Source organism: Streptomyces sp. bgisy130 (genome assembly GCF_057708345.1).
The window spans coordinates 21653-35763 of the sequence record NZ_JBYISA010000009.1; the positions used below are offsets into that span (position 1 = coordinate 21653).

12 protein-coding genes are annotated in these 14111 nt (G+C 72.0%); 9 read left to right on the forward strand and 3 right to left on the reverse strand.

The genetic code is table 11. From position 1 onward, the window contains the following. Positions 1 to 94 precede the first annotated feature (94 nt). Both AC3EUV_RS14605 and AC3EUV_RS14610 read left to right on the forward strand, forming a co-directional pair. Positions 95 to 1069: a LysR family transcriptional regulator gene (locus tag AC3EUV_RS14605; RefSeq protein ID WP_435603079.1), complete on the forward strand. Its 975-nt coding sequence runs from the start codon at positions 95 to 97 to the stop codon at positions 1067 to 1069. Between the two features lie 124 nt (positions 1070 to 1193). Further along, a complete protein-coding gene (locus AC3EUV_RS14610) occupies positions 1194 to 1736 on the forward strand; it encodes a DUF4232 domain-containing protein (RefSeq protein WP_435603080.1) in 543 nt (180 codons plus the stop codon). Between the two features lie 6 nt (positions 1737 to 1742). On the opposite strand, the gene AC3EUV_RS14615 is transcribed toward AC3EUV_RS14610, so the two are convergent. Together AC3EUV_RS14615 and AC3EUV_RS14620 are read right to left on the reverse strand one after the other, a co-directional pair. Then, a complete protein-coding gene (locus AC3EUV_RS14615; protein WP_435603081.1) occupies positions 1743 to 2066 on the reverse strand; it encodes a DUF397 domain-containing protein in 324 nt (107 codons plus the stop codon). Continuing rightward, positions 2063 to 2890, reverse strand: coding sequence for a helix-turn-helix domain-containing protein (locus AC3EUV_RS14620; protein WP_435603082.1), 828 nt, complete (start codon positions 2888 to 2890; stop codon positions 2063 to 2065). Before AC3EUV_RS14620 ends, AC3EUV_RS14615 begins: the two co-directional genes overlap by 4 nt. A 272-nt stretch (positions 2891 to 3162) precedes the next feature. Here AC3EUV_RS14620 and AC3EUV_RS14625 point away from each other — a divergent pair, with 272 nt between their 5' ends. Next, the gene (locus AC3EUV_RS14625) at positions 3163 to 4617 is read left to right on the forward strand and encodes a nitrate/nitrite transporter (RefSeq protein WP_435603083.1); all 1455 of its coding nucleotides are present in this window, start codon (positions 3163 to 3165) and stop codon (positions 4615 to 4617) included. A gap of 253 nt (positions 4618 to 4870) precedes the next feature. Continuing rightward, complete coding sequence (locus tag AC3EUV_RS14630) at positions 4871 to 6067, forward strand: uroporphyrinogen-III synthase (RefSeq protein ID WP_432140907.1); 1197 nt, start codon at positions 4871 to 4873, stop codon at positions 6065 to 6067. A gap of 41 nt (positions 6068 to 6108) precedes the next feature. Here AC3EUV_RS14630 and AC3EUV_RS14635 read toward each other — a convergent pair whose 3' ends face one another. Further along, positions 6109 to 6885 (reverse strand): class I SAM-dependent methyltransferase, encoded by a 777-nt coding sequence (locus tag AC3EUV_RS14635; RefSeq protein ID WP_432140906.1) that lies wholly within the window; start codon positions 6883 to 6885, stop codon positions 6109 to 6111. A gap of 261 nt (positions 6886 to 7146) precedes the next feature. Between AC3EUV_RS14635 and AC3EUV_RS14640 the strand changes: the two genes are divergently transcribed. The 5 genes from AC3EUV_RS14640 (at position 7147) to AC3EUV_RS14660 (ending at position 13875) form a co-directional block, all read left to right on the forward strand. After that, complete coding sequence (locus AC3EUV_RS14640) at positions 7147 to 7836, forward strand: CGNR zinc finger domain-containing protein (RefSeq protein WP_435603084.1); 690 nt, start codon at positions 7147 to 7149, stop codon at positions 7834 to 7836. A gap of 100 nt (positions 7837 to 7936) precedes the next feature. Then, the gene (locus AC3EUV_RS14645) at positions 7937 to 8476 is read left to right on the forward strand and encodes a sigma-70 family RNA polymerase sigma factor (protein WP_107070693.1); all 540 of its coding nucleotides are present in this window, start codon (positions 7937 to 7939) and stop codon (positions 8474 to 8476) included. Beyond that, a complete protein-coding gene (locus AC3EUV_RS14650; protein WP_432140904.1) occupies positions 8473 to 9210 on the forward strand; it encodes an anti-sigma factor family protein in 738 nt (245 codons plus the stop codon). Before AC3EUV_RS14645 ends, AC3EUV_RS14650 begins: the two co-directional genes overlap by 4 nt. A 189-nt stretch (positions 9211 to 9399) precedes the next feature. After that, complete coding sequence (locus AC3EUV_RS14655; RefSeq protein ID WP_435603085.1) at positions 9400 to 12015, forward strand: HelD family protein; 2616 nt, start codon at positions 9400 to 9402, stop codon at positions 12013 to 12015. Positions 12016 to 12441: 426 nt separating this feature from the next. Beyond that, the gene (locus tag AC3EUV_RS14660) at positions 12442 to 13875 is read left to right on the forward strand and encodes an NAD-dependent malic enzyme (RefSeq protein ID WP_432140902.1); all 1434 of its coding nucleotides are present in this window, start codon (positions 12442 to 12444) and stop codon (positions 13873 to 13875) included. The last annotated feature ends 236 nt before the right edge of the window (positions 13876 to 14111 follow it).

A 14111-nucleotide genomic window follows, 5' to 3' on the forward strand; every position in this document is an offset into this window, starting at 1 on the left:
CCCGTCCAACACCTGGTCAGCGCCCATTTACGCGCCTGAGTTGTCAATGAAAATCGAGGGTGGCCACCGCCGCTGATCCTGCCAGGATGGCCCGATGCCGTACGACATCGATCCGCGACTGCTGCGGGCGTTCACCGCCGTCGCCGAGGAGCTGCACTTCACCCGGGCCGCCGCCCGGCTGTACGTCGCCCAGCAGGCGCTGAGCCGCGATATCCGGCGGCTGGAGCGGGAGTTGGGGGCCACGCTGTTCGTACGGAGCACCCGCCGGGTCGCGCTGACGCCGGACGGGGAGCGGCTGCTGCCGTACGCGCGGCGGGTGTTGACCGCGCAGGAGGAGCTGGCCACCGCGTTCCGCTCCGCGCCCGAGCGGCCGTTGCTGGTCGATGTGAGCGTGCCGATCGGTACCGCCCACGCGGTCCTGGAGGCGGCCAGGGGCCGGGTGCCGGACGACTGTGAGCTGGTCGCCCGCTTCCACAGCGGGCTGACGGGGGCGGCGGCCGAGATGGCGGCCGGACGGCTCGATGTCTCCTTCGGCCGGTACGCGGCGCTGCCCGCCGACGTACGCGCCGGTCTCGACCACCAGCCGGTCCGGCTGGAGCCGATGGCGGTCCTGCTGCGCGACGATCACCCGCTGGCCGCCCGGCCCGCCGTCCCGCTCGCGGAACTGGCCGGCGAGACGCTCTACGCCGCCGCCGGGAATCCGCAGACGGTGGAGTGGACCGACCTGGCCGAGCGGCTCTTCGCCGGGCGCGGCATCGCGACGGCCGAGCCGTTCCCGGAGATCGAGGGCTCGCAGGAGTTCGTCCGGGTGGTGCGCAAGCGGGGGTGGTCGGTGCTGGCGAGCGTGGAGTTCATGGACGTGCCGGGGATGGTGCTGCGGCCGCTCGTCGACCCCGTACCGCTCTCTCCGGTGTCGATGGTGTGGCGGCGCGGGCTGCGGCATCCGGGGCTGGACGCGTTGCGGGCGGCCGCGACGGAACTGGCCGGGCGGCACGCCTGGCTGGCGCCGCCCGCCGCCGCATGGTGGCTCCCGGCGGCGGATGCACGGGCGATGGGCGTAGACGGGTGACGGGTGACGGACAGGCGCTGCGCGACGTACGGCAGAAAGTAGCCACGCACAGGCAACCGCGGGCGCGGGAAAACCTTTCCTTAACGGCAGGGAATCGTCCGTGGAACGAACAGGAGGAGCGGCCGTGCGACGGCGTTCACTTCTCGCGGCGGCGGCCGCCGCGCTGACCTTAACCGCCCTGGCGGGCCTGGCCCTGACCGGCTGCGGCTCCCCGCGGATGGCGCCACTGCACGCCAACTGCACGACCAAGGGCCTGCGGTGGAAGGTCACCGTCCTCAAGAAGCAGCCGCGCGCCAAGCACCGCGAGGCCCGGCTGTCCGTGGTCAACAAGGGCACGGACCCGTGTGTGTTCCGCGGCTTCCCGGCCTTCGCGGTCCACCTCGGCAAGGGCCCCCAGTCCGACGCCCGCGGACACGGCCGGGCCCTGCCGATAGACCTGCGGCGCGGCGGCACGGTGACGGCCGGCCTGCGCTACCGGGACTGCCCCAAGGGCTCGCTGCTGAACGAGCCCGTGGCCGTCACCAATGACACCGCCGTGGTGTCCGCGCCGCACGACAAGGCGGACGGCCGGGCGGTCGTGGCCCGCGACGAGAAGGGCAAGCGGCTGCGGATGAATATCTGCGCCGACACGATCTGGATGGGCGCGCCGCGGGAAGCGGCCGAGTAGGGCTGGTTACGGGGCCGTTGGGGCGGCGGTGGCGGTACGTGTCGCGAATGAGGTGAAGGCGGCCCAGGCGCCCGGCGAGACGTCGAGGTGCGGGCCCTCGGGGTCCTTGGAGTCGCGGATGTGGATGGTGGTGGGGTGGGAAGCGACCTCTAGGCAGGCGCCGCCTTGCTCGCTGCTGTGGGTGGACTTGTGCCAGTCGTAGGCAACTTCTAGGCAGTTGCCGCCTTGCTCACTGCTGTAGCTGGACTTGCGCCATTCATAGGCCACTTCGAGGCAGTTGCCGCCCTCATCGCCGCTGTAGCTCGATTTGAACCATGTCAGGTGGGTCATCGCTCTCCTAGCAGCCGGTCCAGCAGACCCATGGTCTCTTCGGCGTCGAGGGCCTGCATTCGCAGCATTCCATACTTCTGAGAGAGGATGCTGACCTCCTCCGCGTCGGAAATCAGCACGCTGCTGCGCTGCGCCTCGGTATAGGCCAGGTGTTGATGATCGGGGGTTTCCAGCACCACGAACGGACCGTTGAGACCGGCGTGGTGCTCGCGGCTCTGCGGCAGGATCTGCATCGAGACGCCGTCGAGTTCGGCGCAGGTGCGCAGGTGGGAAATCTGGGCCCGCATGACCGCCCGCCCGCCGAGATTGCTCGTCACGAGAGCCTCGGAGAAGACGAAGCTGGCGATGACGGGATCGGCCTTGTGCAGGAGCCGCTGGCGTTCCAGCCGCCCCGCGACCCGCCGTTCGACCGTCTCCTCGTCGAGGTACGGGATGTTGCTGCGGAAGGTGGCACGGGCGTAGTCCTCGGTCTGGAGCAGGCCGGGCAGGACCCCGTGTTCGTAGCCACTGAGCGCGATGGCCTGCTTCTCATACGCGATGAACTCCTCCGCCCAGATCGGATACTTTTCCTTCGGCGGCAGGTTCTCCACCCCCGTCGCCAACGCCCCTCCCGTACCCAGGATTTGATCGAGCTCCCGTGCCAGGTGAGGCATCAGGGCCCGCCTGCCCTGCTCGATGGAGGCGATGGTCTCCTCGGCGACGGAGGCCCGTTCGCCGAGGGCGCGCTGGGTGAGTCCGGCTTTGATGCGGAACATCGCCAGTTGCGCGCCGATGACTTCCATTGCTGCGGAGTGCCGGTTCTTCGGCTTCTTTCGCGACTGCATGGCCTTCCACTCCCCCTGGCCGCTCCCCGGTGACCGTGTGTGCGCCCGTACTCACCAGGAGTACGGGTCCGCATGGCGCGGCAGCATAGTTACGCAGCGCGACCGCCGCCGGGGGAATGCGCGGATCGGCCCCGCACGAGCGGCCGCGCGGCCTCACCCGCCCCCGCCGCACCCGGTGAGCGCAAGGTTTCGTACGCGTCACCGGGCAGCACGGCACGGAAACCCGGCCTCCCTAGCGTCGGTGAGCAGGACCCGACCCCTTGGGAGGCGCGATGACGGCCGCGGCAGCAGAGACCCGTAACGAGAGCCCTGACGGCGGTGGTGGCGCGGTTCGGCAGAGGCGGGGCGGCCGGTGGATCGAGCGCTGGGACCCGGAGGACGAGGGCTTCTGGCGGGAGACGGGGGAGCGGATCGCGCGGCGGAATCTGGTGTTCTCCGTGCTCTCCGAGCACATCGGGTTCTCGGTCTGGAGCCTGTGGTCGGTGATGGTGCTGTTCATGGGGCCCGAGTACGGGATCGCGCCGGCCGAGAAGTTCTTCCTGGTGGCGATGCCGACCGTGGTGGGCGGGGTGCTGCGGGTGCCGTACACCTTCGCGGTGGCGCGGTTCGGCGGGCGCAACTGGACGGTGATCAGCGCCGCGATGCTGCTGGTGCCGACCTCGGTGGCGGCGGTGGTGCTGGAGCCGGGCACCTCGTACACGACGTTCCTGCTGGTCGCGGCGCTGGCGGGGGTCGGCGGCGGGAACTTCGCCTCGTCGATGACCAACATCAACTCCTTCTATCCGCTGCGGAAGAAGGGGTGGGCGCTGGGGATGAACGCCGGGGGCGGGAACATCGGGGTGCCGGTGATCCAGCTGCTGGGGCTGCTGGTGATCGGCACCGCGGGGGCGGCGCATCCGCGGATCGTGCTGGCCGTTTATGTGCCGCTGATCGTGGTCGCGGCAGTGTGTGCGGCGCTGTTCATGGACAACCTCGCGCCGGTCACGAACGACACCGGGGCGGCCCTCGACGCTGCCCGGGAGCCGCACACCTGGGTGATGTCGCTGCTGTACCTCGGCACCTTCGGGTCGTTCATCGGCTACAGCTTCGCCTTTGGCCTGGTGCTCCAGAACCAGTTCGCGCGTACGCCCCTCCAGGCGGCGTCGCTGACCTTCATCGGGCCGCTGCTGGGTTCGCTGATCCGGCCGGTCGGCGGGCGGCTGGCGGACCGGTTCGGCGGCGCCCGGATCACGCTGGGCAACTTCGCGGCGATGGGGCTGGCCACCGGCGTCGTCATTTACGCGTCGTCGGTGCGGTCGCTGCCGGTGTTCCTCGTCGGGTTCATCGTGCTGTTCGTGCTGACGGGGCTCGGCAACGGCTCCACGTACAAGATGATCCCGGGGATCTTCCAGGCCCAGGCGCTGCGGCGCGGGCTGGCGGGGGAGGAGGCCGCGGCTTACGGGCGGCGGCTGTCCGGGGCGGCGATGGGGCTGATCGGGGCGGTGGGCGCGCTCGGCGGGCTGGCCATCAACCTCGCCTTTCGGCAGTCGTTCCTGGTGGCGGGGTCGGGCACGCCGGCCTTTGTGTCGTTCCTCGGCTGCTATGTGGTGTGCGGCGCGGTGACCTGGACCGTATACCTGCGCCCGGCGGCCCGTGCGCGGCGTACGGCGCGGGCGGCGGACGCGGGGGAGGCGACGGACGCGGCACCGGCGGACGAGCAGCGGCACGCGGTGTACGCGGAGGTGTGAGCGGAGGGGGAGGGGCGGGCGCGGCGGGCTCCGGGGGGCGTCGCGCCCGCCCCGTATCCGCCCGTCGTACGGGCCGTATCCGCCCGGTCGTACGGGCCGGGCGTGCGGAGCGTCGTAACCCCGGGGAAATATGGGAGGACCGGGGCTGTCACGTGCTGTTGGCACGCTGGCGTCCTGGCACTCCGTGCCGCCCGAGCCGCGGCGGGACGGGAAGCACGAGGCACCACACCTCTCTGGGCGGAGCGGGACGACCATGTACGAGCAGCAGCAGGAGCACGGCGAGCCGGGGCGGACGGCGCCGGAATCGGGTAGCGAACCGGCCGTCCGGCCGCTGGAGGGGTTCACCGTCGGGGTGACCGCGGCCCGGCGGGCGGAGGAGCTGGGCGCGCTGCTGGAGCGCCGCGGCGCCCAGGTGCTGCACGCGCCCGCCCTGCGGATCGTGCCGCTGCCCGATGACACCGAGTTGCTGGCGGTGACCCGGGATCTGATCGAGCGCGCACCGGACATCGTCGTCGCCACTACGGCGATCGGCTTCCGCGGCTGGATCGAGGCGGCGGAGGGCTGGGGCCTGGGGGAGGCGCTGCTGGACCGGCTGGCCGGGGTGGAGCTGCTGGCGCGCGGGCCCAAGGTACGGGGGGCCATCCGGGCCGCCGGGCTGACCGAGAAGTGGTCACCGGCCTCCGAGTCGATGGCCGAGGTGCTGGACCGGCTGCTGGCGGAGGGCGTCGCCGGGCGCCGGGTGGCCCTCCAGCTGCACGGGGAGCCGCTGCCGGGGTTCGTGGAGGCGCTGCGGGCGGACGGCGCCGAGGTCGTCGGCGTCCCCGTCTACCGCTGGATGCCGCCGGAGGACATCGGGCCGGTCGACCGGCTGCTGGACGCGGTGACCGGGCGCGGGCTGGACGCGGTGACCTTCACCAGCGCGCCGGCCGCCGCGTCGCTGCTGCGCCGGGCCGGGGAGCGTGGGATCCGGGAGGAGGTGCTGGCGGCGCTGCGGAAGGACGTGCTGACGGTGTGCGTGGGGCCGGTGACCGCGCTGCCGCTGGAGGCGGAGGACGTGCCCACGCTCCAGCCGGAGCGGTTCCGGCTGGGGCCGCTGGTGCAGCTGCTGTGCCGGGAACTCCCGGGCCGGGTACGGCCGTTGCCGGTGGCCGGGCGGCGGCTGGAGATCCGGGGGCATGCCGTGGTGCTGGACGGTGTGCTGCGGCCGGTGCCGCCGGCCGGCATGGGGCTGCTGCGCGCGCTGGCCCGCCGCCCCGGCTGGGTGGTGTCCCGTGCCGACCTGCTGCGGGCGCTGCCGGGCGCGGGCCGGGACGAGCATGCGGTGGAGACCGCGATGGCCCGGCTGCGGGTGGCACTGGGTGCACCCAAGCTGATCCAGACGGTCGTCAAGCGCGGCTACCGGCTGTCGTTGGACCCGCATGCGGACACGGACAAGTACGGCGGGGAGTAGCGGGGCGGGGCGGGCCACCCTGGTGCTCCGGAAGCCCCGCCCTACACCGGGTTGCTGACGCGGATCTTGGACTGGCCGTGCGGGCGCTTCTCCCAGTCGTCCATGAAGCGCGCCTCCAGGCCGTGTTTGCGGGCGAGCTGCAACAGGGTCTCGGTCCGGTAGTAGAAGTCCTCGCGCAGCACCTGGTGTTCGGCGCCCTCGGTGCGGTCGAAGGTGAAGTCGAAGAAGCCGCCGGGGGCCAGAATCCGGCCGACATGGGCGAGGCACTCGTCGATGACATCGAGCGGTGAGTGCGAGAAGACGCTGTGCGCGTGGACGACGTCGAAGTGGGCGGACGGCAGGAAGTCCAGCTTCAGGTCCTGAGTGATCGTCAAGTGCGGCAGTTTGTCCTGGAGTTCGTAGGTGGTCAGGGTCTGCTTCGCGGAGATCAGGATGTCCGGCGAGATGTCGATGCCGTAGTAGTTGCCGGTGTCCAGGTAGGCGATGAAGCGCCAGCCGGCACGCAGATTGCCGCAGCCGATGTCCAGCATCCGGTGGCCGGCCTTCAGGCCGTGCTCGGCCAGGTAATCGAACTGCATCTCGCCCAGCGCCAGCCAGCGCTCATGGCTGCGGCTGCCGACCGCGGCCTCCGGGTTGCGGCCGGTGTCGGAGGCCATCACCGCCCGGTAGTACGCCACGTGGTCGGGGTGTTTGAGGCGCAGCCAGGTGTCGCGGGTGGTGCGTTTGACGTACGGGGTGATCCGGGACGGGTGGCGGAGCGCGTAGCCGACCTTGTGGGTGAGGCTGGCGCGGTTCGTGAGCAGGGACTTGCGCGACATGGAGACCTTCGTCCTGGAGGAGCTGAGGTGCGGGGGCCGGGCAGATGGAGCGGGACACGAACCCAGCATGCGGCGGACCGGTCCGGGCGGCCTGCGGAGTGCCTGCCCGGGACTATACATCAGGTGTATACATCCAGGGTCTACGCCCGGTGTCTACGTGGCGCGGGTGCGCGGAGCGGCCCCCTCCGGAGGGTTCCGGCCGGGCCGCGGGCCGGGCACTCTGGGAGCACACACGTCCGGTCCCCAAGGAGTGACAGGAACATGGCGGTGCCTTGCGATCTGCGGTTCGACTGCGGGCGGCTCTGTCTGGACCTGGCCGCCACCGCCGACGGCACCGCCGCCGAACGCCTCACCGGCCCGGACCAGTTGCGGGCCTGGCTGACCGGCGCGGGCCTGGTGCCGCACGGCACCCCGCTCGACGACGTCGACGCCGGCTGGCTCGGCCGCTTCCACGCGCTGCGGGACCTGCTGGTCCGGGTGGTGCACGACGAGCTGCGGGGACAGGCGGACGGGGCCGATCTGGCGCTGCTCAACTCCGCGGCCGCCGCCGGACAGCCGCCCGCCCCGTCCGCGGTACGCGCCGCCGACGGCACCCTGGCCCGCGCCCTCACCGGCCCGCCCGAGTGCGCCGGACTGCTGGCCGCGGTGGCCCGGGACGCGATCGGGCTGCTCACCGACGCGGTGGCGCGCGGGCAGCTGCGCCAGTGTGAGGGCGAGAGCTGCACCCTGGTCTACCTGGACACCTCACGGGGCCGGCGCCGTCGTTGGTGCTCCAGCGAAGTGTGCGGCAACCGGGAGCGGGTGGCGCGGCACCGGCGGCGGACGATGGTGCGCCGGGAGCAGTCCGGGGACGCCGCCACGGACCCCGTCACAAACCCCGCCATAAACCCCGTCACGGGCACCGCCACGAGCCCCGTCACCGCCGCGGAAAATTTTTCCGCCGGCCGCTGAACGCCCCGTCCGTCCCGTCCGTACTCCTCACCGCAAGTCCGATTCATGGCAGGGTCCCCGTCGATCTTGGGCGATCTGGGCTATCGACCCGGGAGTTGGAGTGCGTAAGGATGCCGTCGTGGCAGACAGGACGACACCTGAAGAGGAGCTCATGCGAGCCCTCTATGACGATCACGCGGGCCCGCTTCTCGCCTTCGTCCTGCGGCTGGTGGCGGGCGACCGGCATCGCGCCGAGGACGTGGTGCAGGAGACGCTGGTGCGCGCCTGGCGCAACGCCGACCAGCTCCAGCGGGCGACCGGCTCGATCCGCCCATGGCTGGTGACCGTCGCACGGCGGATCGTGATCGACGGGCACCGCAGCCGTAAGGCACGGCCCCAAGAGGTCGACGCGACCCCGCTGGAGACCATGCCCGCCGCCGATGTGATCGACCGGGCGCTGCGCCTGATGACGATCTCCGAGGCGCTGAGCGACCTGAGCCAGGCCCACCGAGAGGCCCTCGTCGAGACGTACTTCAAGGAACGTACGGTCAATGAGGCAGCGGAGGTGCTGCGCGTGCCGGCCGGAACCGTGCGGTCCCGGGTGTTCTACGCGCTGCGCTCCCTGAAGCTCTCGCTCGAGGAACGAGGAGTGACGGAGTGATCCCGCCCACGCAGCCGGACCGGCACAGCGACGTCGGCGCCTATGTGCTGGGCGTCCTGGACGCCGCCGACGCGGACCGGTTCGAGCGGCATCTCGTCGGCTGTGAACGGTGCGCGGCCGAACTCGAGGAGCTGATGGCCCTCACGCCGGTGCTCGCCGAGTTCAAGCAGTCCGCCCCCACCCAGGAGACGATCACGGCCGTCCCCGGGCGCCGGGTGCTGGACGGGCTGCTCGACGAGGTCGACGCCACCCGCCGCAGCCGCGGCCGGCGCCGGCTGTATCTGGTCGCCGCGGCCGTCGTGCTGATCATCGGCGGGCCGCTCGCCGCCGTCTCCCTCACCGGGGGAGGCGACAAGGAGCCGCCGCCGCTGGCGAACGCCGTGCGGGCCCAGTACGCCGCGGGCGAGAAGGTGACCTCCGTCGACCCGGAGACCAAGGTCTCGGCGGGCGTCTCCATGGCCGCCCGGCCCTGGGGCACCCAGGTCGTCATGGAACTCGCCAACGTCAAGGGGCCGCAGAGCTGCGATCTGGTCGCCGTCGGCAAGGACGGCAAGCGGCAGACCATCACCACCTGGGCGGTCCCCAAGGGCGGCTACGGCATCCCGGGCGGCGCCGAGAAGTGGAACCGCGAGCCGCTCTACGCGACCGGCGGCGCGGCCCTCAACCGCGGCGACATCGACCACTTCGAGATCAACACGCTGGACGGCAAGCGGCTGGCGACGATCAAGGCCTGAGACTCCGGGGTGCCCGGACCGGCGCCCCGGCCGGAGACGGTGCGGGGCGCGGCCCGCGCACACCCGACGTAGCCGTCCGAGTCAACATCCGACCAAACTCGCCCGTTTTTGTCCCTTTCACCAGGTGCGCAGCGTGCCTGGTTCGCGTACGGTTGACGGCTGCCCTACGCACAGCAGAAGGGGGCCTGGGTGGCCGCGCACAACGCCACGCACGCACCGGAGCACGCCCCGGATTCCGTTCGCGACCGCGAGATCGAAGCCGAGCAGACGCATCTGGACCGTGTCTACCGGCGCCTCGAGGAGAAGATCCACGAGGCGGAGTTCCTGATGGACGACGCCGCCAAGCGCGGCCAGGTCGGCACGCCCGGCGCGCTCGCCGAGCGGGACGCCCAGGTCTTCCAGGCCGGCGTCCATCTCCATCGCCTGAATTCCGAGTACGAGGACTTCCTCTTCGGCCGCATCGACCTGCTCCTCGGCAAGGACGGCAAGAAGGGGCCGGACGGCGCCTTCACCTCCGTCGAACCGGCCGACGGCGCGATCGAGAACAACCGCGCCACCATCGCCGAGACGCTGCACATCGGCCGGCTCGGCGTCCTCGACGCGGACTACTCCCCGCTGGTCATCGACTGGCGGGCACCGGCCGCCGCCCCCTTCTACCGGGCCACCCCGGTAGACCCCGGCCGGGTGGTGCGTCGACGGGTGATCCGCTCCAAGGGCCGTAAGGTCCTCGGCGTCGAGGACGATCTGATGCGCCCGGAGGTCACCGCGACGCTGGACGGCGCGGAGCTGCCGGCGATCGGTGACGGTGCGCTGATGGCCGCGCTCGGCCGGGCCCGCAGCCACACCATGCGGGACATCGTCGCCTCCATCCAGGCCGAGCAGGACAAGGTGATCCGGGCGCCCGCCGCCTCCGTCACGGAGGTCGAGGGCGGACCCGGCACGGGCAAGACCGCGGTCGCCCTGCACCGCGCCGCCTACCTCCTCTACCAGGACCGCCGCCGCTACGCGGGCGGCATCCTGATCGTCTCCCCGACGCCGCTGCTGGTCGCCTACACCGAAGGCGTGCTGCCGTCGCTGGGCGAGGAGGGCCAGGTCGCCATCCGGGCGCTCGGCTCGCTGGTGGACGGCGCCGAGGCCGCCGCTTACGACTCGCCGGCGGTGGCCCGTATCAAGGGCTCCTCGCGGATGCAGAAGCTGCTGCGCAAGGCGGCCCGGGGCGCGCTGGAGCTGGCGGGACCGGGCACGCAGCCCACCGGCCCGGCGGCCATCACGGCGGCGAGCGGGAACGGCAACGGGAACGCGAACGGGAACGGGAACGCGAACGGGAACGGGGTCGGGACAGAAGACCGGGACGGGGACGCCCAGCTGTCCCTCGACGACCTCTTCGGCGCGGCCGGGGACACGGCGGACCGGGACGCGGCGGCCCCGGACCCGGCCCCCAATGGAAGCCGCAGGAGACGCACCCGAGGCCCGCGCCCCGGCCCGGCCACGCCCGACGCGGGCCCGCCCGCGCACCTGCGGGTCGTCGCGTTCGGTGGCCGGATCGAGCTGGCGGCCGACGAGCTGCGCGCCATCCGGCAGTCCGCGCTCGGCGGCACCGCGCCGGTCAACCTGCTGCGCCCGCGGGCCCGCCGGCTGATCCTGGACGCCCTGTGGGCCAAGTCGGGTGCCGCGCGCCGCTACACGGACCCCGAGCTCGCCGCCGAGGCCCGCGAGGGCTTCGACGAGGACATCATCACCGAGCCCGACTTCCAGGAGTTCCTGGACGCCTGGTGGCCCGAGCTGACCCCGCGCGGCGTACTGGCCGCAATGGCCGACGAGCGGCTGCTCGGCCGCTGGGGGCGCCGGCTGCTCAACCCGCGCGAGGTACGCCAACTGGCCCGTTCGCTCCAGCGGTTGGACCGGACCGGTCACGGCCCGCTGTCGGTGCACGATGTCGCCCTGCTGGACGAGCTCCAGATGGTCCTCGGCGCCCCGATGCGCCCGGCCCGGCCGCGGGAGGCCGATCCGCTGGACCACCTGACCGGCCTGGAGGAGCTCACGACCTACACCGACCGCAACGGCGGCGGCCGCAGCCGGCGCGAACGGCTGGAGGAGGAGCGCACCGACTACGCCCATGTGATCGTCGACGAGGCACAGGACCTGACGCCGATGCAGTGGCGGATGGTCGGCCGCCGCGGGCGGCACGCGACCTGGACGGTGGTCGGCGACCCCGCGCAGTCCTCCTGGTCCGACCCGGACGAGGCCGCCGTCGCCCGCGACGAGGCGCTGGGCACCCGCCCGCGCCGCCGCTTCACGCTCACCGTGAACTACCGCAACCCCGCGGAGATCGCCGAGCTGGCCGCCCGGGTGCTGGCGCTGGCGATGCCCGGTATGCCGTCACCGACGGCGGTCCGCTCCACGGGCCTGGAGCCCCGCTTCGCGCTCGCCCCGGACGGGGCGGGGCCGGACGGGTCCGCGGGCGAATCGGCGCTGGCGCAGGCCACGGTGGCCGAGGCCGAGCGGCTGCTGGGCGAGGTGGACGGCACGGTCGGCGTCGTGGTGGCCATGAACCGCCGTGCGCAGGCCCGCCGTTGGCTGGCCCCGCTCGGCGAACGCGTGGTGGCGCTGGGCTCCCTGGAGGCCAAGGGGCTGGAGTACGACGCGACGCTGGTGGTCTCCCCGGCCGAGATCGCCGATGAGTCCCCGGCCGGCCTGCGGGTCCTGTATGTGGCGCTGACCCGGGCCACCCAGCAGCTGACCGTACTGTCGGCCGAACGGGACGAACCGGACGCGGCGGGAGTGCCCGACCTGCTGCGGGACTGAACCGTCGGCCGGCCCGGGCCGGCACCCGTTCGGCGGCCTGCGCCGGGCGTGCGCGCCGCCGTCCGAGGGGTCTTGAAATCGGCCCCGCGGGACGGGATTCGCTTCCGGGGATGGTTTGTTAGCCTGGGTGACGGCACCGGCTCGATCCAAGCCCCCGGGCCCAACCATCGTCGCTACGAGCGACCACTTGCCGCGAGGCGAGCATGGCGGGTCGGTGCCGTTCACGTGAAAGAGGCCCACGTCACCCGGTGATGTGGGCCTCTTTGCTGTGGTTGCCACATCTCGTATGGTGGAAGCCGTTTTCCGAAGTAGCCGCCGCCCGCGAACAAAATGTTCGCAATGCCGGGCGGCTACCGCGTACTCCGCGGTAGGTGCGACGATCGGACGGCAAATTCAGCCACACGGTGAAAGCAGAGGAAGTCGGCCATGGCAACGGCGCCCAGCGTCTCCTACTCGATGACGGTCCGGCTGGAGGTGCCCGCGAGCGGAACCGCGGTCTCCCAGCTCACCACGGCCGTCGAGTCCCACGGAGGCTCGGTGACCGGCCTCGACGTCACGGCGTCCGGCCACGAGAAGCTCCGGATCGACGTCACCATCGCGGCGACCTCCACGGCGCACGCCGACGAGATCGTCCAGCAGCTGCGCACCATCGAGGGCGTCTCGCTCGGCAAGGTCTCCGACCGTACCTTCCTGATGCACCTCGGCGGCAAGATCGAGATGTCGTCGAAGCACCCCATCCGCAACCGTGACGACCTCTCGATGATCTACACCCCCGGTGTCGCCCGCGTCTGCCAGGCCATCGCCGACAACCCCGAGGACGCCCGCCGTCTGACCATCAAACGCAACAGCGTCGCGGTGGTCACCGACGGCTCCGCCGTCCTCGGCCTCGGCAACATCGGTCCCAAGGCCGCACTGCCCGTCATGGAGGGCAAGGCGGCCCTCTTCAAGCGCTTCGCCGGCATCGACGCCTGGCCGCTGTGCCTGGACACCCAGGACACCGACGCCATCGTGGAGATCGTCAAGGCCATCGCCCCCGGCTTCGCCGGCATCAACCTGGAGGACATCTCCGCCCCCCGCTGCTTCGAGATCGAGGCGCGGCTGCGCGAGGCCCTGGACATCCCGGTCTTCCACGACGACCAGCACGGCACCGCCATCGTGGTGCTCGCCGCGCTCACCAACGCGCTGCGCGTCGTCGGCAAGAAGACCGAGGACGTCCGGGTCGTGATGTCCGGCGCCGGTGCGGCCGGTACCGCCATCCTCAAGCTGCTGATTGCGGCCGGTGTCCGGCACGCCGTCGTCGCCGACATCCACGGTGTGGTGCACGCCGGCCGTACGGACCTGGTGAGCGCCGACCCGGACTCGCCGCTGCGCTGGATTGCCGACAACACCAACCCCGAGGGCGTCACCGGCACCCTCAAGGAGGCCGTGGTCGGCGCGGACGTCTTCATCGGCGTCTCCGCGCCCAACGTCCTGGGCGGCGAGGATGTCGCGAAGATGGCCGAAGGCGCGATCGTGTTCGCACTCGCCAACCCGGACCCCGAGGTCGACCCGGCCATCGCCCGGCAGACCGCCGCCGTGGTGGCCACCGGCCGTTCCGACTTCCCCAACCAGATCAACAACGTCCTGGTGTTCCCCGGAGTCTTCCGCGGCCTCCTGGACGCCCACTCCCGTACGGTGAACACCGAGATGATGCTGGCCGCGGCCGGAGCCCTCGCGGACGTCGTCCTGGAGGACGAGGTCAACCCGAACTACATCATCCCCAGCGTCTTCAACGAGAAGGTCGCGGGCGCGGTGGCCGGTGCGGTCCGGGAGGCCGCGAAGGCCGGTGACCCGGCTGTGACGGCCACCACGGCGGTCTGAGTACGGCGCGTCGCTGGACACGCCGTCGTTGGGGCCCCCATAGGGTGGCGGGCAGCAAGCGACCGCCGCCCTGTGGGGCCGGCCCGGAGCGGGAATAATACGGAGCGTCACCACTAACGAGGCAGTGGCGCTTTTCGTGTGACCCTCCTGGGTGCCGGATTGGCTTTACCGCCGCAGGTGGGGGCAGGATGCGTAATCGGGCGCGAGGGTCTGGCACCAGACCCGGGTCCGGGGAC

Coding starts and splice junctions, on each gene's coding strand:
- AC3EUV_RS14605 (WP_435603079.1), top strand. CDS start 95: ATGCCGTACGACATCGATCCGCGACTGCTGCGGGCGTTCACCGCCGTC.
- AC3EUV_RS14615 (WP_435603081.1), bottom strand. CDS start 2,066: ATGACCCACCTGACATGGTTCAAATCGAGCTACAGCGGCGATGAGGGC.
- AC3EUV_RS14620 (WP_435603082.1), bottom strand. CDS start 2,890: ATGCAGTCGCGAAAGAAGCCGAAGAACCGGCACTCCGCAGCAATGGAA.
- AC3EUV_RS14625 (WP_435603083.1), top strand. CDS start 3,163: ATGACGGCCGCGGCAGCAGAGACCCGTAACGAGAGCCCTGACGGCGGT.
- AC3EUV_RS14630 (WP_432140907.1), top strand. CDS start 4,871: ATGTACGAGCAGCAGCAGGAGCACGGCGAGCCGGGGCGGACGGCGCCG.
- AC3EUV_RS14635 (WP_432140906.1), bottom strand. CDS start 6,885: ATGTCGCGCAAGTCCCTGCTCACGAACCGCGCCAGCCTCACCCACAAG.
- AC3EUV_RS14640 (WP_435603084.1), top strand. CDS start 7,147: ATGGCGGTGCCTTGCGATCTGCGGTTCGACTGCGGGCGGCTCTGTCTG.
- AC3EUV_RS14660 (WP_432140902.1), top strand. CDS start 12,442: ATGGCAACGGCGCCCAGCGTCTCCTACTCGATGACGGTCCGGCTGGAG.